At 72.4% G+C, this 20,224-nt stretch carries 15 protein-coding genes; 7 read left to right on the top strand and 8 right to left on the bottom strand.

Features of this window, described 5'->3' with window-relative positions; all coding sequences use genetic code 11:
- Positions 1 to 3: 3 nt before the first annotated feature.
- Positions 4 to 777, top strand: a complete 774-nt coding sequence (locus tag ACFY3C_RS17285) for a VOC family protein (protein ID WP_390771307.1) — start codon at positions 4 to 6, stop codon at positions 775 to 777.
- A gap of 22 nt (positions 778 to 799) precedes the next feature.
- On the opposite strand, the gene ACFY3C_RS17280 is transcribed toward ACFY3C_RS17285, so the two are convergent.
- The 3 genes from ACFY3C_RS17280 to ACFY3C_RS17270 form a co-directional block, all read right to left on the bottom strand.
- A complete protein-coding gene (locus ACFY3C_RS17280) occupies positions 800 to 1,192 on the bottom strand; it encodes a hypothetical protein (RefSeq protein ID WP_390771306.1) in 393 nt (130 codons plus the stop codon).
- A gap of 183 nt (positions 1,193 to 1,375) precedes the next feature.
- A complete protein-coding gene (locus ACFY3C_RS17275; protein WP_390771305.1) occupies positions 1,376 to 2,644 on the bottom strand; it encodes a hypothetical protein in 1,269 nt (422 codons plus the stop codon).
- A 325-nt stretch (positions 2,645 to 2,969) separates the two neighbouring features.
- Positions 2,970 to 3,407, bottom strand: a complete 438-nt coding sequence (locus tag ACFY3C_RS17270) for a MerR family transcriptional regulator (RefSeq protein WP_390771304.1) — start codon at positions 3,405 to 3,407, stop codon at positions 2,970 to 2,972.
- Between the two features lie 99 nt (positions 3,408 to 3,506).
- Here ACFY3C_RS17270 and ACFY3C_RS17265 point away from each other — a divergent pair, with 99 nt between their 5' ends.
- Positions 3,507 to 4,295, top strand: coding sequence for an amidohydrolase family protein (locus ACFY3C_RS17265; protein ID WP_390771303.1), 789 nt, complete (start codon positions 3,507 to 3,509; stop codon positions 4,293 to 4,295).
- A gap of 273 nt (positions 4,296 to 4,568) precedes the next feature.
- Here ACFY3C_RS17265 and ACFY3C_RS17260 read toward each other — a convergent pair whose 3' ends face one another.
- From ACFY3C_RS17260 to ACFY3C_RS17250, 3 genes are all read right to left on the bottom strand, one after another.
- Positions 4,569 to 4,697 carry a hypothetical protein gene (locus ACFY3C_RS17260; RefSeq protein WP_386572877.1) on the bottom strand — a complete coding sequence of 43 codons (129 nt, stop codon included), beginning with the start codon at positions 4,695 to 4,697 and terminating at the stop codon, positions 4,569 to 4,571.
- On the bottom strand, positions 4,697 to 9,862 hold the full coding sequence (locus ACFY3C_RS17255; protein WP_390771302.1) for a DNA repair ATPase: 5,166 nt from the start codon (positions 9,860 to 9,862) through the stop codon (positions 4,697 to 4,699). The genes ACFY3C_RS17260 and ACFY3C_RS17255 overlap by 1 nt, the downstream gene beginning before the upstream one ends.
- A 112-nt stretch (positions 9,863 to 9,974) precedes the next feature.
- Positions 9,975 to 12,095, bottom strand: coding sequence for a flotillin family protein (locus tag ACFY3C_RS17250; RefSeq protein WP_390771301.1), 2,121 nt, complete (start codon positions 12,093 to 12,095; stop codon positions 9,975 to 9,977).
- Between the two features lie 238 nt (positions 12,096 to 12,333).
- Between ACFY3C_RS17250 and ACFY3C_RS17245 the strand changes: the two genes are divergently transcribed.
- The 3 genes from ACFY3C_RS17245 (at position 12,334) to ACFY3C_RS17235 (ending at position 15,233) form a co-directional block, all read left to right on the top strand.
- A complete protein-coding gene (locus ACFY3C_RS17245) occupies positions 12,334 to 13,392 on the top strand; it encodes a PucR family transcriptional regulator (RefSeq protein ID WP_390771300.1) in 1,059 nt (352 codons plus the stop codon).
- 130 nt (positions 13,393 to 13,522) lie between these two features.
- On the top strand, positions 13,523 to 14,518 hold the full coding sequence (locus ACFY3C_RS17240) for an NAD-dependent epimerase/dehydratase family protein (protein ID WP_390771299.1): 996 nt from the start codon (positions 13,523 to 13,525) through the stop codon (positions 14,516 to 14,518).
- Between the two features lie 214 nt (positions 14,519 to 14,732).
- On the top strand, positions 14,733 to 15,233 hold the full coding sequence (locus ACFY3C_RS17235; RefSeq protein ID WP_390771298.1) for a hypothetical protein: 501 nt from the start codon (positions 14,733 to 14,735) through the stop codon (positions 15,231 to 15,233).
- Positions 15,234 to 15,315: 82 nt separating this feature from the next.
- Here the strand turns inward: ACFY3C_RS17235 and ACFY3C_RS17230 are convergent, their stop codons facing one another.
- Positions 15,316 to 15,927 carry a nucleotidyltransferase family protein gene (locus ACFY3C_RS17230; RefSeq protein ID WP_390771297.1) on the bottom strand — a complete coding sequence of 204 codons (612 nt, stop codon included), beginning with the start codon at positions 15,925 to 15,927 and terminating at the stop codon, positions 15,316 to 15,318.
- Between the two features lie 256 nt (positions 15,928 to 16,183).
- Here ACFY3C_RS17230 and ACFY3C_RS17225 point away from each other — a divergent pair, with 256 nt between their 5' ends.
- Both ACFY3C_RS17225 and ACFY3C_RS17220 read left to right on the top strand, forming a co-directional pair.
- Positions 16,184 to 17,590, top strand: a complete 1,407-nt coding sequence (locus ACFY3C_RS17225) for an FG-GAP repeat protein (RefSeq protein WP_390771296.1) — start codon at positions 16,184 to 16,186, stop codon at positions 17,588 to 17,590.
- A gap of 40 nt (positions 17,591 to 17,630) precedes the next feature.
- Positions 17,631 to 19,091, top strand: coding sequence for an FG-GAP and VCBS repeat-containing protein (locus ACFY3C_RS17220; protein WP_390771295.1), 1,461 nt, complete (start codon positions 17,631 to 17,633; stop codon positions 19,089 to 19,091).
- 19 nt (positions 19,092 to 19,110) lie between these two features.
- On the opposite strand, the gene ACFY3C_RS17215 is transcribed toward ACFY3C_RS17220, so the two are convergent.
- A complete protein-coding gene (locus tag ACFY3C_RS17215; RefSeq protein WP_389179459.1) occupies positions 19,111 to 20,223 on the bottom strand; it encodes a sensor histidine kinase in 1,113 nt (370 codons plus the stop codon).
- Between the last annotated feature and the right edge of the window lies 1 nt (position 20,224).

Here is a 20,224-nt window from a genome sequence, read left to right as displayed (position 1 = left end):
CGCATGCTCGGCACCGACTTCCGCGCCGGGTCGCCCGTCTGGATCGATCTCGGCAGCCCCGACACGGACGCGGCCGCCGCCTTCTACGGCGCCGTCTTCGGCTGGCAGTACCTGTCGCTGGGGCCCGAGGCGGGCGGGTACGGGTTCTTCCAGCAGGACGGCAGAACGGTCGCCGCCCTCGGGCCGCTCACCGAGGAGGGCGCCGCGTCGGCCTGGACGACGTACTTCCGCAGCGACGACATCGAGACCACCGCCGGTGCCGTGACCGCCGGCGGCGGCGGTGTGCGCGTTCCGCCCATCAGCGTGGGCGAGGGCCGGCTGGCCCAGTTCACCGACCCGCAGGGCGCGCGGTTCGCCGTCCTGGAGTCAGCGATGGGCCTGGAGCGGACGTCGGGTGACAACACACTGGTGTGGGTGGAGCTGCACGTCCCCGACCCGGAAGCGGCCATCCGCTTCTACCAGGGGCTGTTCGGCTGGCGCTCCCAGGAGATGCACGCGCCCGGCATGACCTACCGGGTCCTGAGCATCGCGGAAGGCGACCAACAGGAGGGATCCTTCGGCGGCGTGGCTCCGCTCCAGGGGGAGCAGGAGACGGCGCGCTGGGTGCCGTACTTCGCCGTGGCCGACGCGGATGCCGTCGTCACGGCCGTGCAGGGGAACGGCGGGACGGTGCTCATGCCGGCCGCGGACGTGCCGGACGTCGGGCGCATCGCCTGGCTCGCGGACCCGGGCCAGGCCATGTTCGCCGTGCTGAAGCCGAACCCTCGCCAGAACTGAGTTCTCACCAGCCTTTCCGTCCTCACCAGCCCTTCGACGCGCCGCTGCCCGGTGCGGTCCGTTGGCGGGCCGCCCGGTACGGCGGCTCGGGCGCCACACCCTCCTGCGCCCTGACTCCCAGCCAGGTGAGGAAGGCGAGTATGAAGACTCCCTCCACGAGCAGAGAGAGCGGGCCGTAGGGCGCCTCCCAACCGGATTCGTAGTAGCCGTTCGGCAGACCGACGGTGCGCGACAGCAGGAAACCGACGATCATGCCGAGGCTGACGAGCGCCCCGGTCGCCCAAGCGACCATGGGGCGCCGCACCGTGACGAGCGCCACCGCCACGACCAGCATGGCGGCGCTGCCCACGGCGAAAAGGACGCCGATGTAGAAAATCTCCTCAAGGTGATCAGGAACGAGAAGAGTGTGCAGCACCGTGTTTCCAACGGCACAACACGCTCCCAGCCCCCTCAGGGTGACTTCGGTGGCATTGGAGGTCATCATGACTCCAGCTGTTCATTTCGCAGTGTTTCGTCAGGATTGATCCCTCTGCCGTCTATACGGCTGACACCGCTCGGGAGATTGCGCCCGGCCCACCGCTCATCACCTGTCGGAACGTCAGGAACTGGTGACGGACTTGATCGGGTACGGGTAGCTCTCCTGCTGCCAGACCACCGTGAACCTGGCGCTCGGGGCGGTGTCGACCTGCGGGACGCGGCCGTCCGAGGTGAGCGTCTTCGTCGCACCGAACGTGCCGGAGCGGCTGACCGTGCGGGCGCTGGTCCTGGTGTAGCTGTACGGGGGCGTCGACTTGGGCACGACCGTGTGGAAGACCAGCATGCCGTCGCCGTCGTCGTCGAGGGCCAGGTCGGGCCGGTCGCCCGGGCCGAGGGTGGTGACCGCGCCCCGGGTGCCGCCCGCGGACAGCCGGCGGCCGAGCAGCTCCAGCTTGCCGCTGGTGTAGCGGGTCCACACGATCACCGAGTCGCCGTCGAGGTCCGTCGCGAGGGCGTGGTGGAAGCCCACGTTGTCCGCGGCGGCCGAGATGCGCAGCGGGGCCGCCAGGGTGCCGGTGCGGCTCCAGCGCGAGGCCCAGACCTGCGCGACGGCGCCACCGCCGGAGTGGTAGCTGATGACCGCGTCGCCGTCCCGGTCCACACCGACCCGCACCATGCCGAAACCGCCGTACGACGCGATCGGCGTCGTGAGCACCTTCGTGGCGGAGACGGAGGTCGACGTGATCCGCTTGGCCGCGACGTCCGAGCCCCGCGCCCAGGCCACGACGAACCGACCGTTCCGGTCGACCCCGACGGCCGGCTTCTCGGACGAGCCCGAGCCGAGGGTGAGGGGCGCGCCGACCGTGCCGTCGAGCTTGAGGCGCCGGGCGACCGTGTACCAGCTGCCGTCGTGGCTCTCCGTCCAGACCGCCAGGGCGGTGCCGCCCGGGGTCACCGCGACGACCGGGGTGGTCGCGGGGGCCGACGTGGAGAGCTTCTGGAGCGGTCCGACGAGGCTGCCGGAGGAGGCGACCCGCCGGCCCACGACCTGGCTGTCCTGCTGCCAGACCACCGCCGAGTCCCCGGTGTCGTCGGAGGCGATCTCCGGCCAGGACACCGCGGCACCGTCCGGCGACAGGGTGCGGATCGCTCCCCTGGTGCCGCTCGCGTACTGCACCCGGGTCTGGACCCGCTGGTAGGAGTACGTCGTCGACATGTCGCCGGCCGTCCAGGCCAGCAGGGCGTCGCCCTGGCGGTCGACCGACACCTGGGGCGAGTCGGCGGCGGACCAGCCGGACGCCGAGACGTTCCACGACGACGTCCAGGCGGCCTCGGCGTTCATGCCCACCGTCGCGGTGACCGCGAGCCCGGCCGCCACGGCGACGCCCATCCCTGCGACTACGCGACGCTGCACTGAACGCCGATGACGTGCGATACGCGGAGCCACGCTCATCCCCTTGTCCTGGCTTCATGACAGGGGTCACAGCCGTCCCACGGATACCGCCTGGACCCCTGGTACACCAAGCGCACATACAGGTCCAAACATCACAGCGGCCCCTGCTCGCCTGCTGGGCGACGGGCTCACCCCGAGGGCCGTACCAGCCCCGCCTGGTAGGCGATGACGACGAGTTGGGCGCGGTCCCGGGCGGCCAGCGCGGTGACCTCGCGTTCCCGGGGGGTGAGGTCGGCCAGGCGTTCCGGGGAGGTCAGCAGGTTCAGCTTCCAGAAGGCGAGCTTCGACTTCTGAGCCGGGTTTCCCCACCCGAGTACGGAACTTCGGCTCCCGACACCGGGTCTTGGCCTGCCGCGTTCTCGGTGGCGGCGATCGTCCGGCGCAGCAGGCCTCGCGCGGTGTCCAGATCGGCGGCGCGCTGGTCGAGGACGTCCAGCTGGGTGCGGAGGGTGGTGAGGACGCCGGGACAGGGGCGCAGCGTCGCCTCGTCGAAGGTGCAGGGCAGGACCTGGCGGATGAGGCGGGTGGGCAAGCCGACGGCCAGCAGGGCGCGAATGCGCCGCACTGTCTCCACCGTCCGGTCGTCGTACTCGCGATAGCCGTTGGCGCGGCGCTCTGAGCTGATCAGCTCCATCCGCTCGTAGTAGCGCAGCCGGCGCTCACTGACTCCGGCACGACGCGACAGCTCCCCGATCAACACCGGTCGGTTCCCTCCGACTTGACCTTCCCACAGTGTCAGGGAGCAACAGTGCGCTGATCGGCCACATTCCGGGCCGATCGCCGAGGAGGGAGTAAGTCATTGATCATCGATGCGCACAGCCACGTCCACGACCCCGTCGAGGCACACGTCGGGCTGCTGGACGAGGCCGGGGTGGACCGCGCCGTGCTCTTCGCCACCCGCCCACACCCTGAGCGGGCCGGTGACCTCACCTCGCTGCGCCGGGAGATGGCGATCCTGGACGAGGCCATCGGGGGTCGCGCCGGCACCGTCGAGGGGTACCGAGGAGCGTGGGGGGAGCTGGACGCCGCGCTCGCCGCACACCCGCAGCGGTTCATCGGCTTCCTGTCCGTGCCGCTGGACCTGGAGCCGGAGCAGACCGCCGCGATCGTGGAACGCGAGGTCGTCGGGCGTGGGCTGCGCGGAATCGGCGAGCTGACACCGCCACCGGGACGGGCAGAGGTGATCGAACCAGTGCTCCGGGCGGCGGCAGATCACGGTGGACTGCCCGTGGTCGTGCACGGATTCGCTCCGACCACGGCGGACGACCTGACGAAGATGTCGGCGCTCGCCGACCGCTATCCGACGGTTCCGTTGGTGGTCAGCCAGCTCGGCGGGCTGAACTGGATGCAGGCCGTCGAGCTGGTGAGGGACACCCCGAGCATGTACCTGGAGCTGTCCACGGCCAACATCGTCTTCGCGGTCCGGCTGGCCATCAAGGAGATTCCGGACCGGACCCTGTTCGGATCGGACGCGCCGTACGGCGACCCGGTCCTCACTCGGGCGCTGGTGGAGCGGGTCACCAGCCCGGGAGAGGTACGCGACCGGGTGCTCGGCGGGACGATCGCCGAGTTGGTCGGGCTCGGCTGAGTACCCTGGCCCGGCCCGCACCAGCCACTTCGCAGCACTCGGCCCCTCCGAGCCAAACCCCGGCGGGGTCGAGTAGAGCCCGCCTCCGAATCGGCCAACAGCGTTCCAGACAGCGGCAGTCGACCTTTCCCTGCTCGTGTGCGAGCGGGCAGCACCGGTAGAACCGGGCTGCCATCAGGGCGTATGGCTTCCGCGTCGATCGGCAGGTCAGCCCAGCCGTGCCCCCTGGGTGGGCTGGTGGCAAGGGTCACCGGGACGCCGTGGGGACGTACGTCAGTCGCCTTCCCACCGCCCCCGGTCCCGATACCCGTGCGCCAGCCGGCGGTCCCGGCGGATCAGGGCGTACGTGGTCGACGCGACGAGTGCGAAGGCGGCCGAGACCGGGGCCAGGAAGTACAGCATCAGGACCCCTCCCGTACGCCCGTCGCCCGGGTGATGGCGGACTCGACCGCCGCGACCCGGTCGGCCAGCAGGGCGAGGGCGGCCACCGCACGGGTCAGGGGGTCGTCGCCGGGGCCGCCGAGGGTGCGGGCGCGGACGTCGGCGGTCTTCACCTCGGCCCAGCGGGCGGCCTGTTCGGGGCCCAGGGTGCCGCGCAGTTCGGCGAGCTTCAGCAGGTTGGCCTCGGCGCCGGTGGTGAGGGTCTGGGCCTCGGCGGTGTAGTGGTCGGTGATCACGGCGGCGAGTTCGGTGTCGTTCATGACCGGGCTCAGGCGCTGGGCGATGCGGTTCAGGTCGCGGTAGGAGCCCTGGAGGCGGAACGGCGGTTCGGTGCGGGCCGCCTCGGACTGGGCGGCGGAGGCGATGTAGGCCGCGTTGACCGTGAGGACCGTGTCGCGGGCGGCGAGCAGGTGGCGCAGGACCGCGAGGACGCGGTCGAGTTCGGCGGGCGGGACGGGGTGGGTGAGGCGGTCCGCGCGAGCCGAGGAGTCGCCCGAGGCCAGGCGGACCAGCAGGTCCAGGTCCGCGCGGTCGCGGCCGGCCAGCGGGGCGAGGAGCGGGTGGGCGGTGAGGGCGTTCTCGACGAAGCTGAGCGCGAAGACGTCCTCCTTGCCGGTGAGGACGTCGCCGAGGTTCCAGACGTCCGCCCGGTTGGCGAGCATGTCGGGGATCCGGAAGCGGTCGCCGGACTCGGTGTAGGGGTTGCCGGCCATGCAGACCGCGAAGCGCTTGCCGCGCAGGTCGTAGCTGCGCGGCTCGCCCTCCCACACCCCGTCCACCCGGCGGGTCGCGTCGCACAGCGGGATGAACTGCTGCAGCAGCTCGGGGGAGGTGTGCTGGATGTCGTCCAGGTACAGGAGCGTGTTGTTGCCGGCCGCCAGCGCAAAGTTGATCTTCTCGATCTCGCGGCGGGCGGTGGCGTTCGGGGCGTCGGCCGGGTCGAACGAGGTGACGCCGTGGCCGAGCGCCGGGCCGCTGACCTTGACCAGCATCAGGCCGAGGCGGTCGGCGACGTACTCCATGAGCGTCGTCTTGCCGTAGCCCGGCGGGGAGATCAGCAGGAGCAGCCCGCCGGTGTCGGTGCGCTTCGACTCGCCGGTGGTGCCGAGCTGCCGGGCCAGGCTGTCGCCGACCAGTGGGAGGTACACCTCGTCGACGAGGCGGTTGCGGACGAAGGCGGACATCACCCGCGGGCGGTGGTCGGCCAGGCGCAGGCGCTCGCGTTCGGCGTCCACCAGGGTCGTACGGCGGCGCTGGTAGGCGCGGAAGGCGGGGACCTCCAGCTCGGCGAACCGCGCCGTCCTGGCCAGGAACTCGTCCAGGCGCAACGGCAACCGGCCGCCCGTCACGCGCGGATGGGTGCCCAGCAGGCCCTCCGCGGCCGCGGTCAGCGGGGCGTCGCCGTCGTAGCGGGGCAGGCCCGGGCACAGCTCGGCGGCGACCGCCTCGGCCAGCTCACCGGGGCCCGCCTCGGCGCCGGTGGCGGCCGCGTACGACGTCAGCCACGCCTCGGCCACCTGCCGGCGGGCGCCGAGGTCGGTCAGGGCCTCCAGGTCCCGGGCGTAGTCCGAACCGCCCACCGTGTGCCGGAACTTCTCCAGCAGGGTGCGCGCACCCGCCCCCAGGACGAAGCCACCGGAACCGGACGTCAGCTCGTCGAAGAGGTACGCGGCGGCGGCACCGGCGAGCGGCTCGGTGAGGGCACGCCGCCCCAACGGCCCGTCGGCCATGGGCGTGGGCGGCTCGGCGGCCGGTCGCGCCGACGGCTCCTCGGTCTGCCACGTGGACGGCCCCTCGATCGGCCGCGCCGACAGCCCCTCCGCCGGTCGCGCCGACGCCCCCTCCGCCAGTCGCACGGACAGCCCCTCGATCGGTCCCCCGGACGCCCCCGCACCCGGCTCCCGCACCACTCCCGAAGCACTCACCCCACCCCCGCTCCACCGCCCGATCGCCTCCGCCAGCTCCCCCACCAGCTCGGTGAGGGCGCCCGACGGCCCGAACGCATCCCGGGCCCGGGCCAGCGACACCGCGCGTCGGGACCAGGCCTCTCGCGCGCCGGGCGTGGTGCCGTGGGACCAGAACAGCTGGGCCGTGGCCCGGGCGGAGGGCTCGTGGCGCAGGGTGCCGGCGGCGTCGTACAGGGGGAGCAGGGCGGTGAGGATCGTGGTGGTGTCGTGGTCGTGGACGCCGCGTTCGTAGCCCTCGTCGTACGACACCTGCGCCGCCTCCCGCACCAGCGCGGGCAGGTCGGCCGCGGCGAGGGCGGCCGGGCCGTGCTCGGTCAGCAGCCGGGCGGCGAGGTGTTCGGCACGGTAGACCTCGGGCGACTCGGACGGCAGGTGGCGGGCCCAGAAGGGGCCGGTGTCCGCGAAGCCGGGGTCGGTCACCGGGCGGCGGTAGTCGGTGCCGGTGACCGCGAAGGCGAGGCCGTCGCCGTGCGGGACCAGGGTGAGGTCGAGGGGCTGGGTGTTGACGGCGAAGCGGTGGCCGCCGAGGAGCAGGGTGCGGCCGTCGTCGGCGTACAGGTCGGTGCGGTCGCGCAGGGCGCGGGCGGCCTCCTGGCGGGCGGCCTTGAGCCGGCCGTCCAGCTCCTCGGCGCGCACGCCGTCGCCGAGGGCCCGCAGCTCGTCGGCGGTCCGGCGGACCTTGGAGACCATCGGGTCGGAGGCGAAGTAGGTGGTGACCGCGTCGGTGTCGGGGAGCGTGGCCGCGCGGCGGTCGACGGTCTCCAGCACCCGGGCGGCGGAGGCGGCCAGTTGCTCGGCGCGGTGGGCGCGGGCGTCGGCGAGGGACTGCTTGCGGGCGGCGAAGGCCTCGTAGATCTCGGTGCGCTTGTCGGCGAGTTCGCCGAGGAAGTCGTCGAATTCGGCGAACCGGGCGTCCAGGTCCTCCAACCGGCCGAGCAGGAGGGCGAGTTGGTCGTCGCATGCCTGAGGGTTGCCGGCGGCGGCGAGCGCGGCGGTGACCGCCTGGGCCAGCAGGGCCGTCTCGGCGGCGAACTCGGCGCGGCCCTCGTGGTCGAGGAGGGTGCGGCGGCGGGCGTCGAGCGTGGCGCGGGCGCGGTTGACGCCGCCCAGCACCTCGGCGATCCGCTCCAGGATGGCGGTGCGGACGGTGGCGTCGGCGATGTCCAGGCCGGTGACGACCTCGGTGACCGTGCGCAGCCCGTCGGCCAGCTCGTCCAGCCGGGCGGCGACGGGAGCGGCCGCGGCGACGGTCGGCGCCGCGGCCGCCTCCGCCACGAGCTGCTCGACCTCCGCCTGCTGGGTCGCGAAGGCGTCCTCGCGGGCCAGGAAGGACACCGCGCGCCGCCCGAAGGCCGCGAGGTCGGCCGCCGCCTCGGCGGCCAGCTCGTCCACCCGGGCGGTGTCGACGTACCGCAGCTCCTTCAGCGTCAGCAGATGGCCGTGCGCGTGCCGGAGTCCGGTGAGCCCCCGCACCCAGGAGGCGGCGTCCCGCGGGGCCTCCCCGCGCAGCCGGCGCACCACGGCGGCGATACGGACCGCGGCCTCCTCCAACGCCTCATCGGCCTGCCGGGACAGGGCCCGTACGGTCTCGAACTCGGCCAGCACCTGCTCGGCGGTCTCCCGCACCGCCGCCAACGGCGTGCGCAGATCGCCGAGTTCGGGCTCCCCCAGCCAGTGGTGGGTGTCGGCGGCGCGCACGCAGGCGGCGGCCAGCGCCCGGTAGCCCTCCCCCGTCCCGATGCCCTCGGCGACGAGCCGGGCGACGGACAGGCAGTCGGCGAGCCCGCGCACGAGGTCCGCGTTGCCGACCCGGGCGATGGGGTCTCCCCTGCTCGAACGAAGTTGAGAGCTTGGGGAAGCACCGGTGCCGGTGCGCAGGGCGGCCGCGTGGGTGTCGGAGACGTACGGCGAGGTCCACCACTGCACGGAGTGCGTGTGCGCGCGCTCGTCGCCGTCGGCGCGCAGCACGGCCAGGGTGCCGTCCTCGAACAGGGCCCAGCCCCGGCAGGGCAGCGGGGTGGCGACCTCCTTGCGCAGACTGTTGTACGACAGCAGGAGCGTGCGGCCCTCGGCCCGGGAGCGGAACGCGTACAGCACGTCCTCGCCGTTCGGCGAGCGCACTTCCCGCTCGAACTCCAGCCCCGCCGCGTCGAGTTCGTACGTCTTGTGCGCGCCCGAGGCCAGGCAGTAGCCGCCCGGGAAGACGATGCCCTGGTCCTCGGGCAGCCGGCGGCAGGCCTGTCCGATGCCGTCCAGCCGGACCACCGACCGGGTCAGCGTGTCGAACACCAGGTACCGGTCGGCGTCCTCCTTGTACGGCCGCACCCGCAGCAGGACCAGGGCGCCGACCCGCGCGTGCGCGACCGCGGCGTCGGCGAGGGCCTGCAGCGGCTCCTCGACCGGCTCGGCGTACAGCTCCTCGTCCTCCGGGCCGCGCACGGTGAGCCGGCCGCCGACGGTCGCCACGCCCGCCCCGCCCGGCACCGCCACATACGGGTCCCGGCCGAGGACGTGATCCTCACGGGTGGTCTCGGTCCAGGTGAAGTCGTGCGCGGGCGGGACCACGTCGTCGCGGTCGCCGCGCGCGTCCAGGAACCGGGCCCCGCCGTCGGCGGTCAGGCTCCAGCGCAGGGCACGGACGTCCTCGGCCTTCTCGCCGGTGCGGAAGACGGCCAGCAGCCGGTCGTCCAGGCGGCGCAGCCGCAGCAGCCGGGCCTGCCGGTAGTAGCGGTGCAGGGCCGTGAACTCGCGCACGAACGCGGGGTCGTCGAGCAGTCCGGGTACGGCGTCCTCGGGCAGCCGGTTCAGGTCCCGGTCGTACAGGGCGAGGACGTCCGAGGCCGGCGTCCCGTCGGCGGTCCGGCCGGTGCTGCCGGCGCTGCCTGTGCTGCCTGTGCTGCCTGTGCTGCCTGTGCTGCCGAACAGCAGCACGTCCCCGACGGCGACGACGTCGCAGGGCACGCACGCGTGCTCGGTGCGCAGCCGCCCGGTGGCCGTGAGGCCGAGCCCGGCGGAGCCGAACTCCTCGGCGCGGCGCGCGTTGAGGGCCTCGGCCCGCCGGGCGAGGTCGGCGGCCTGGGCGGCGAGGCGGTCGCGCAGCACCTCGTAGGTGCCGGCGTCGACGGTGTCGTACGAGCCCGTCTCCGGGGCGGTTGCCATGGACGGCGCTTCCCTTCAAGGGCTTCGAGAACGGTGAGTACGCGAACTTCGCGTGGGTGATCAGGGGGCTGCCGGGCCGCCGACCCCCGTACGGCGGCCCGGCATCGGGCCGTCAGTTCCTGGCGGCGCCGTTCAGCGCGGTCAGCGGGGTGTCCGCGAGGCCCAGCTCACCGGCCCGGTCGAGCAGCTGCCGGAACTGTCCCGCCTCCGGGCCGCCGGACTTCATCAGCTTCATCAGCAGCGCCGACACCGTCAGGTTCTGCACGTCCGCCGTGCCGAAGGAGCCGAGGATCCGGCTCAGGTCGTCGGTGAAGCTGCCCGAGCCGTCCAGCCAGGGCTTCGCCAGCGCCTGCGCCGTACGGGAGTTGTCGACGAAGCCGTCCACGCCCTTGCCGAGCGAGACCGCCGACACCAGCCGGTCGAAGAAGACGGACTCCCCGCCGACGATGTCGATGTCGGCGTTCTCCAGGCCGGTCGCGAGGACCGTGGCCTGGGCCTCGGCGACCTGCCGCTGTGTCTCCAGGCCGGCCAGCCGGATCTCCTTCTCCGCCTGCAGCCGCAGTCGGTACTCCTCGTGCCCGCGCGACGCCTCGTCCAGGGCGGCCATCGCGGCGGCCTTCTCGGTGAGGCCCGCCGCCTCGGCCTTCAGCTTCTCCCCGATGCCGGCGGCCTCCGCGAGGGCCTTCGCCCGGGCGCCCTCCGCCTCGGCCTTCAGTCGCGCCCCGGTGGCCTCCGCCGCGGCCCGCGCGCCCTCGGCCTCGGCGAGCGCCTTGGCCTGCGTGCCCTCGGCCTCCGCGCGCAGCCGTGCCTCGGTGGCCTGTGCCTCGGCCCGGCCGGACTTCTCGATGACCTCGGCCTCCTTGTCACGGACCTGCACGGCGGCGAGCCCCTCGGCGGCGGCCTCGGCCTGGATGCCCTCGGCGAGCCGCAGCTTGGCCCGGGCGTCGAGGTCGGCGGTCTTCAACCGGGCCTCGGCGAGGGTGAGTTCCTCGGCGGCACGGTGGGTCGCTGCCTGCTCGGCGGCCTCCGCGGCCTTGATGTCCTTGACCAGCTTCTCCTGCGCCTCGGCCTCGGCGCCGATGACGAGGGCCTGCCGTTCGCGCTCGGCCTCCTCGACCATGCGCAGCTTCTTGATGGACTCCTCCTGCTCGGCGACCGTACGGTCCACCGCGACCCGCTCCCGGATGACCTCGGCGATCTCCCGCTTCTCCGCCTCGACCTCCTTCTCGGCGGCGATCCGGGTCAGCTGGGTCTCCCGTTCCCGGGCGATGACCTCCAGCATCCGGTCCTTCTCGATGCGCTCGTTCTCGACGGCGATGACCCGCTCGCGGTTCTTCGCGGCGACCGCGACCTCGCGGGCCTGGTTCTCCCGCTGCACGCCCAGCTGTTCCTCGGTGCGCAGGAAGGCGCCCTGCGCGCGCAGCCGCTCCTCCTCCACGACCCGCGCGGTCTCGGCCTCCTCGCGGGCCCGGGACGTCTCGATCTCCCGCTTCTGCTTGATCTCCGCGTCCGCCTGCCGCCGCTCCAGCTCCAGGATGGCCTCGCGGGCGTCGACGTTCTGCCGGGTGATCTCCTTCTGCTCGCCCCGCTGCGCCTCGTTGGTGCGCACGTGCTCGATCGCCGTCAGCTCGGTGATCTTGCGGATGCCCTGGGCGTCGAGGACGTTGGCCGGGTCGAGCTGGGTGAGCGGCGTCTGCTCCAGGTAGTCGATCGCCGCGTCCTCCAGGTGATAGCCGTTGAGGTCGACGCCGATCAACTCGATGATGTGGTACCGCAGTTCCTCGCGCTTGGTGTACAGGTCGGTGAAGTCCATCTGCTTGCCGACGGTCTTCAGCGCCTCGGAGAACTTCGCGTGGAACAGCTCCTGCAGCGTGTCCTGGTGGCTGGCGCGCTCGGTGCCGACGTTCTGGGCGACCTTGATGACGTCCGCCTCGGTCTTGTTGACCTTGACGAAGAACGAGATGCGGATGTCGGCGCGGATGTTGTCCCGGCAGATCAGCCCGTCCCGGCCGGAGCGGCTGATCTCGATCGTCTTCACCGAGATGTCCATCATCTCGGCCTTGTGCAGCACCGGCAGCACGACCTGCCCGGTGAACGTCACGTCCACCCTGCGCGTCTTGGACACGATCAGCGCCCGGCCCTGGTCCACCTTGCGGTACAGCCGGGAGAAGGAGAACAGCGCGAGCAGTACGACGACGAGACAGACGGCGACCAGCACGCCGAGGGCTTCCATGGCTACGTCCTTGTGCGTCAGACGATGAAAGACGGACGAGCCCTCAGCCCCAGTGCCGGACACCTGTTCGATGTCCGGCACCCGAACCATCCGTAGTGCTCCCCCGTCGGACGATCGTGCACCCGGGGCGTACCCCCGCGCATTGCCGGTCTCCGGCAGCGTTCACTATGTTCTCGATGCCGGACAGGCGCTAAGAAAGCATCACCGGCACGTCAAGATCACGGGGGACGGGGACGGCGTGACCGAGCAGGCGATACCCGAGCACTATCTGGACGGCTACGCCGGCGCGTTGGCCGAGGTCGCGGCCACCGGCCGCCGGCTGACCCGGGAGGAGCTGGCCGCGCGCCGCGCCCTGGGCGAGCAGGCCGCCGAGTCCGGCCACGGGCTGCGCGCCCTGGTCGTCGCCCACCTGGCCGCCGCCCGCGCCGCCTGGCCCCGCACGCCCGGCTCGGCCGACAGCACGCTGGCCGCCGTGCAGCAGGCGGTCGACGCCTTCGCCGAGGGCTACGAACGCGCCCAGCGGCTCGCCGTGCGCCGCGAGGAGGCCGCGCGCCGGGAGTTCATCGACGACCTGCTCTACGGCCGCAGCGACCTGGGCCGCCTCGCCGAGCGCGCCGAACGGTTCGGCCTGCGGATGTCCCGCGCCCACGCGGTCGCCGTCGCCGAGGGTCCGGTGCCGTACGTCGAGGGCGATCCGGTGGCCCGGCAGGTGGAACGGGCGGTCCTGGCCCGCTTCGACACCCGCAGCATCCTGCTCACCACCAAGAACGGCCGACTGCTGTGCGTCGCGCCCGGCGACGAGGACGACGTCCTCACCCACTTCGCCAAGCAGGTGTACGCGGCGGCCGAGGGCTGCCGGGTCGCGGTCGGCCGCGCGCAGCACGGCCCCGGCGGGGTCGTGCAGTCGTACGAAGAGGCCCTCGCCACATTGGAGATGGCCGGGCGGCTCGACCTGAACGAGCCGCTGCTGCGCGCCGCCGACCTCCTGGTGTACCCGGTGCTCGCCCGCGACCGGCAGGCGATGGCCGACCTGGTCTCGCACACCCTCGGCCCGCTCACGGCGGCCCGCGGCGGGCCGCAGCCCCTGCTGGACACGCTCACCGCGTACTTCGACTCCGGCTGCGTGGCCGCCGAGGCCGCCCGCCGGCTCTCGCTCAGCGTGCGCGCCCTGACCTACCGCCTGGAGCGCATCCACAAGCTGACCGGCGCCGACCCGGCCGACCCGGCCCACCGCTACCCGCTGCAGACCGCGGTGATCGGCGCCCGCCTGCTGGACTGGCCCGCGAAGCCGCTCTGAGCAGTCCTTGCAGAGCAGTCCTTACGGAGCGGCCCTTACGGAACAGTCCTTCCAGAGCGGTCCTTACGGAGGGGTGACGTACCGCCCGTCGCACCCGGTCGCGGGCGGGTCGCGGACCTAGCGTGGCCGTATGCGTGTACTGGTCACCGGCGGTGCCGGGTTCATCGGGTCCCATGTCGTCGACGCGCTGCGGGCGCGCGGGCACGAGCCGGTCGTGTACGACGTCCGGGACGATCCGGCCGCCGACGTGCGCAACCCTGCGGCCATCGCCCGCGCCCTGTCCGGCGTGGACGCGGTCTGCCACCAGGCGGCCATGGTGGGCCTCGGCAACGGCGTCGCGGACGCGGCCGAGTACGTCTCCCGCAACGACCTGGGCACCGCCGTCCTGCTCACCGCGATGGCCGAGGCGGGCGTACGGCGACTCGTCCTGGCCGGGTCGATGGTGGTCTACGGCGAGGGCCGCTACGACTGCCCCGTGCACGGTGTCGTACGCCCCGGCCCCCGTGCCGCCGCCGACCTTGCCGCAGGCCGCTTCGACCCGAACTGCCCACTGTGCGGGGCGGAGTTGTCCCCGGGCCTGGTGGGCGAGGACGCCCCACCCGACCCGCGCAACGTGTACGCGGCCACCAAGCTCGCCCAGGAACACCTGTCCGCCGCCTGGGCCCGCTGCACGGACGGCACGGCGCTCTCCCTCCGCTACCACAACGTCTACGGCCCCCGCATGCCCCGGAACACCCCGTACGCCGGGGTCGCCTCCTTCTTCCGCTCGGCCCTGGAACGCGGCGAGCCCCCGCGCGTGTTCGAGGACGCCCGACAGCGCCGGGACTTCGTGCACGTCCGGGACGTGGCCGCCGCCAACGTCACCGCGCTGGAGGCCGAGCCACGCCCCGGAACACTCACCGCGTACAACACCGGCAGCGGCGACCCCCACACGGTCGGCGACCTGGCCCACGCCCTGTCCACCGCCTGCGACGGCCCCGAACCCCTGATCACCGGCGAGTACCGGCTGGGCGACGTACGGCACATCACGGCGGACTCGTCCCGCCTGCGGGCGGAACTGGGCTGGAAGCCGGAGGTGACCTTCGAGGAGGGGATGCGGGAGTTCGCCGGGGTCCGTCCCGGCTAGAAGGTCAGGGAGGCGGCAAGCCGCAGCCTGTCGCGCAGTTGCTCGGGTGGCGCAGTGGGCGGTGCGCTGATTGTGATCAGCCGTCGGACCAGGCGCCAAGGAGTTGCAAACCGTTGATCGCCTACCGGCAATGCCGTAGGTTGCGGTCCCCGCTGTTGCGCTGTCTGCGCCAGTCCTGTCTGCGCCAAACCCTGGTCGAGCACCTGGAGTTGCGATGCCGTCTGCCCGTCGAAGAACTCAGCTCCTGCTTGCCGCCCTGGCCGCGGGCGTCCTTTCGGCCGCCTGCTCGGCCTCGGGCGACGCCCAGGATGCGACGCCGAGCGCGTCCGCCGCCGACGCGCAGGAAGTGGCCTACTACCGGTGTCTGGAGGACCAGGGGCTGACCCTGGAGGTGATCGACGGCGGCGAACTCCGGGTCGACAAGGACAAGGCGGCCGAGTTCGGTTATGCGAAGCAGCAGGCGGCCGAGGCCAAGTGCCACAGCAAGCTCCCGGACGACCGTCCGTCGGCGTCCGATCCGGCCGAGGCACTTGAGGCCGCGCGGAAGGAGGCGGAGTGCTTCCGGAAGAACGGCATACCCGAGTACCCGGACCCGGACCCCAAGACGGCTGAGTTCGACCTGACCGATGAGCTGACGGCAGAGCTCAAGGGGGAGTTCGCCGACATCGGAGCCAAGTGCTCGCCCTCGCACGACCAAGGGATCGTGGGCGGCTGACGCCGGCAGGGAGCAGAACGAGGGCACGGCCGCCGGAGCGCACCGTACTCACCTCGCCCGTGGAGTACCCGAACCGCTCGGGCTACTGCGCGGCAGCGCGCGTAGGCCAGTCCAGTACGGTCAGCTCAGGCCACTGCTGCCGCCAGCGGGCCGACTTGCTCTCGTAGACGTCCCGTGGAGCGAGCACCGGATTGGGCCGTACGACAAGGTTGAACACGTCGGAAAGCCCATGCGGCGCGTAGACGCGCCACCTGCCCGCAGGCTCCAGCCGCACCCCCAGGCAACAGGTGGTCGCCGCGAAGGAGTCGATGGCCGCCTCCGTGGACGAATACGGAGCACAGGCGACTCCGAACTTCTGCTCGTACCAGAGGTGGACACGGGCCTCGTTGCGGATCTCGACCTCGGCGGGCAGGCCGGCGAAGACCTCCTCGCCTGCCTTGATCACTGCGTCCTCCGCCTCCCATGACAGATCTCCGTTGTCGAAATAGAAGACGTCGTAGTCCTTGATCCCGCTTGTGGGAAGCCTGTCCGTGACCACGTTCCACACGGTCTGGAACAGGCACCCCGCCGTCACGTACCAGCCAGGCAATGCCATGGACGCGGTCCGGTCCAGCACCTCCAGAAGTACCTCGTTGCGGGAGAGGACCGACTTCAGCGTGGCGAGCTGTTCGTCCAGCGGGAGGCGACCGATCATCACCCATGACTACCACTGCTCGCGGCGAGTTCCCATCTGCTGGCGATCGGCCGGCGACCGGGGTGACTCCCGTCGACGTCCACAGCCTGTGGACGGCTTGCCCGGGTCACCAACCGGTCAGCAAACAGGTGAATCAACCGGCCCGAAGACCCCAAGAATTAACCGAACTCACGTACAACCCTTGCCTGTTGCCGAGGGTCTCCTGATCGCGCGCCAACCTGGCGCCCGGGATCCGCCCGACCGTGGGAGACACCTTTTGCGCAAACGCACCTACCTGCTGACCGCCGCGCTACTCGCCTCCGGCCTGACCCCGCTGGCGCTGGCCGCGCCGGCGACCGCGGCCACGGCGAAGTACGCCGACGACTTCAACGGCGACGGATACCGCGACCTCGCCCTCGGCGACCACACGGCTACCACCGCCGGCAAGAAGGAGGCGGGTGCGGTCGTGGTGGTGTGGGGCACCGCTCACGGGCCCGACCCCGCCAAGCGCTCAGTGATCACGCAGAACACGCCGTACATCGCGGGCACCGCCGAGACGAACGACCATTTCGGCGCCAAAGTCACCGCGGCCGACATGAACAAGGACGGCTACGGCGACCTCGTCGTCACCGCCCCCGGCGAGGACGACAGCTCCTACCACGGTACCTTCACCATCCTCTGGGGCTCCAAGTCCGGCCTGACCACAGGGACTTCGTTCAAGAGCCCGAGCTGCAAGGACTGCGGCTTCGCCAAGGACATCGCGGTCGGCGACTTCACCGCCGACGGCAGGCCGGACGTGGTCGCGATCACCGACGACTACATCTACGTCCTGCGCGGCCCGTTCACGAAGTCCGGCTCGCGCGGCACGGCCACCAACCTCGACCCGATCGACGGCGAGGACATCAAGCCGGACCTGGTGGTCTCCGGCAAGGTCACCAAGGACGGCACGGCCGACTTCGCCGTTCTCGGCTACGACTCGGACACCTGGACCAACCGCGCGTGGTTCTACCGCGGCGGCTCGGGCGGCCCCACCAAGCCGACGCGGAAGATCGGCCTGCTCGGCGACTCCGGCTTGGTGGACGCGAGCGCCACGATCGCCGACTTCGACAAGGACGGCTACGGCGACCTCGCCGTCGGCCTTGCCCGCGCGGGCAAGGGCGGCACCGTCCGGGTCTACAAGGGCACCTCCCAGGGCCCGAGCACCACGGGCACCTCGTTCACGCAGGACACGGCCGGCGTCCCTGGCACGCGCGAGTCTGTCGACTACTTCGGTTACGACGTGTCGGCCGCGGACACGAACGGCGACGGCTACCCGGACCTCGCGGTGGGCATCCCGGGCGAGATCCTCGGCGACCACAACTTCCGCGACGGCGCCGTCACCGTCCTGCGTGGCGGCAGGGGCGGTCTCACCGGCAGGAACTCCCGCCAGTACGACGTCGGCACACCGGGCGTCGAGGGCGACCCCGACGACGGGAACGGCGCCTGGCTCGGCTCCTCGGTGCTGCTGCGCGACCTCGACCGCGACGGCCGGGCCGAACTGGTTGCCACCGCGAACGAGATCGGCCGCCTGTACCTCCTGCCCGGCACGGCCTCCGGCCCCACGGGCACCGGCTCGGCCCTGCTCACCGCCCAGTCCCTGGGCCTGGGCAACCGGGGATCCTTCGGCGCAGCCCTGACCGACTGACCCCCTGCTCCCCCTTGCTTCTTCGACTGGAGACACGGACGTGAAGTACCCCCTGCGCGGCAGCACCGCGCTCGCCGCCCTGCTCGTCGCGGGCCTGACGCCGGTGGCCCTGGCCACCTCCGCCTCGGCGGCCCCTTCCGGGCTCCAAGGCGACTTCAACGGCGACGGTTACCGGGACGTGGCCATCGCGGCCCCCGCCGCCGCCGTGAACGGCAAGTCCTGGGCCGGCCAGGTCGCCGTGGTCTACGGCACGGCGAGCGGGCTGAACCCGGCCAAGCACCAGCTGATCAGCCAGAACACCACCGGCATCCCCGGCGACGCCGAGAAGGACGACGAGTTCGGCGACCAGATCGCCACCGCCGACCTCAACCGCGACGGCTACAGCGACCTCGTCATCGGTGCCCAGCACGAGAAGTCCGGCAGCGCCGAGGACGCGGGCACGGTCGTCATCGTCTGGGGCTCCAGGAGCGGGCTGTCCGGTGGTACGACCGTGAAGAACCCGCAGACTCTGTACGGCAGTTACTTCGGGCTGAGCATCGCGGCGGCGGACTTCACCGGCGACGGCAAGCCGGACCTGGCGATCTCCGCACAGAGCGACACCCAGAACCCCAGCAGCTGGCGGATCCGGCTGATCCGGGGCCCGTTCGCGAAGTCGGGCTCGACGGGGCGGGTGTCGACGTACTCCCCCGGCATCGACAAGCCGACCCTCACCGCCGGCCGGGTCAGCGGCGACAACAAGGCCGACCTGGTCGTCACCGGACAGAAGCCCAACGGCGACCACCTCGCCACGGCCGTCTACTACAAGGGCACCACCGACGGCATCAGCAAGGCGGCGAGCCTGCGCACCGGCGAGACGGCCGCGATCGGCGACCTGAACAAGGACGGCTTCGGCGACATCGTCCTCGGCAACCCGGAGGACCCGGCCGACGAGCCCTCGGCCTCCACCGGCGGCAAGATCCACGTCATCTACGGCACCTCGTCCGGCCCGAGCGCCACCCGCCGGGTCTCACTCACGCAGAACACCTCGGGCGTGCCGGACTCCTCCGAAGAGGTCGACCGCTTCGGCCAGGCGCTGGCCATCGGCGACTTCGACAAGGACGGCTACGGGGACCTGGCGGTCGGCGCTCCGGGCGAGACCTTCGGGGACGACTCCGACTACCGCGCCTCCGCCGGAGCGATCACCCTGCTCCGGGGCTCGGCCTCCGGCCTCAGCACCACCCGCCCGGTGTTCCTCACGCAGGACAGCCCCGGCGTGCCAGGCACCCTGGAGGCGGGCGACAACTTCGGCGACACCCTCCTCGCCTCCGACGTGAACCACGACGGCCACGCCGACCTCACGGCCGTCGCCACCCAGGAGAACGACCCCGAGGGCGCGGTCTGGTTCCTGCCGGGTGCCTCGTCCACGCTCTACTCCACGACGGCGACCACGACCTTCGGCCCGACGAAGGTGGGGCTGCCGGCCGGCAAGTACACCGCGTTCGGGGCCGACCTGGCGGGCTAGCCCCCCGAGGTGACCCTGTCTACGCCTTCGCCGCCGGCAGGGTCACCTCGAAGCGGCAGCCGCCCGGGATGTTGCGGACGGTCGTGCGCCCCTGGTGCGCCTCGACGATGCCCCGGACGATCGCCAGGCCGAGCCCCGCTCCCGCCGGCGGCGTGCGCGCGTCCGTGCCGCGCCAGCCGGTGTCGAAGACGCGGGGCAGGTCCTCCTCGGGGATGCCGCCGCAGCCGTCCGTCACCGACAGCACCACGCCGTCGGGGGCACGCTCGGCGGCGATCGCGACCGTGCCGTCGGCCGGGGTGCGGCGGATGGCGTTCACCAGCAGGTTGGCGAGGACCCGGCTCATCTCCTTGCCGTCGACCTCCACCGGCAGCGGCTCCACCCCGTCGCCCACGAGCCGTACGCCGTACTCGCGGGCGAGCGGGCCGACCCCCGCGAGGGCGTCGCCGACCAGGTCGTACAGCGAGATCCGGGCCGGGCTCAGGGGCAGCGTGCCGGCGTGGATGCGGGAGAGTTCGAAGAGGTCGCCGACCATGTCGTTGAGGCGTTCCACCTCGGTGCGGATCTGCTTGAGATAGCGGTCGGGGTCGGCGGCCACCCCGTCCTCCAGGGCCTCCGACATGGCGCGCAGCCCGGCGAGCGGGGTGCGCAGATCGTGCGAGATCCACGCGACGAGTTCCCGCCGGGAGGTCTCCAGGGCCCGCTCGCGTTCCCGGGACGCGGCGAGCCGGGCGCTGGTGGCGGCCAACTCGCGGCTGAGCGCGTCCAGTTCGGCGGTGGCCGGGACCTCGGGCGCGGCGAAGGCGCCGCCGTCACCGAAGTTCCGTGCGGCGTCGGCGAGTTCGCGGCTGCGGGCGACGACCCAGCGGCCCAGCAGCAGCGCGGTGACCAGGGAGACCACGGCCGCCATGGCCACGACCGTGGTGACGACCCGCAGGTCGTGCGAGGACAGGAACATCGCCTGGGCCACCGCCATCGTCCCGGCGAGCATGGCGACCACCCCGACGGCGGCCACCACGGCGAGCGAGGTGGTGAGGGAACGCCGGCGGATCAGCCGCAGCACGGCCGCCCCGACGAGACCGGTGGCGGCGGCACCGAGGAAGGCGTAGAGGGCGATGAGCAGGGCGTCACGCATG

Source organism: Streptomyces sp. NPDC001410, from assembly GCF_042895235.1.
GTDB lineage: Bacteria > Actinomycetota > Actinomycetes > Streptomycetales > Streptomycetaceae > Streptomyces.
The sequence above is the reverse complement of the archived record's forward strand: the minus strand, read 5'-3'. Positions and strand labels throughout refer to the sequence as shown.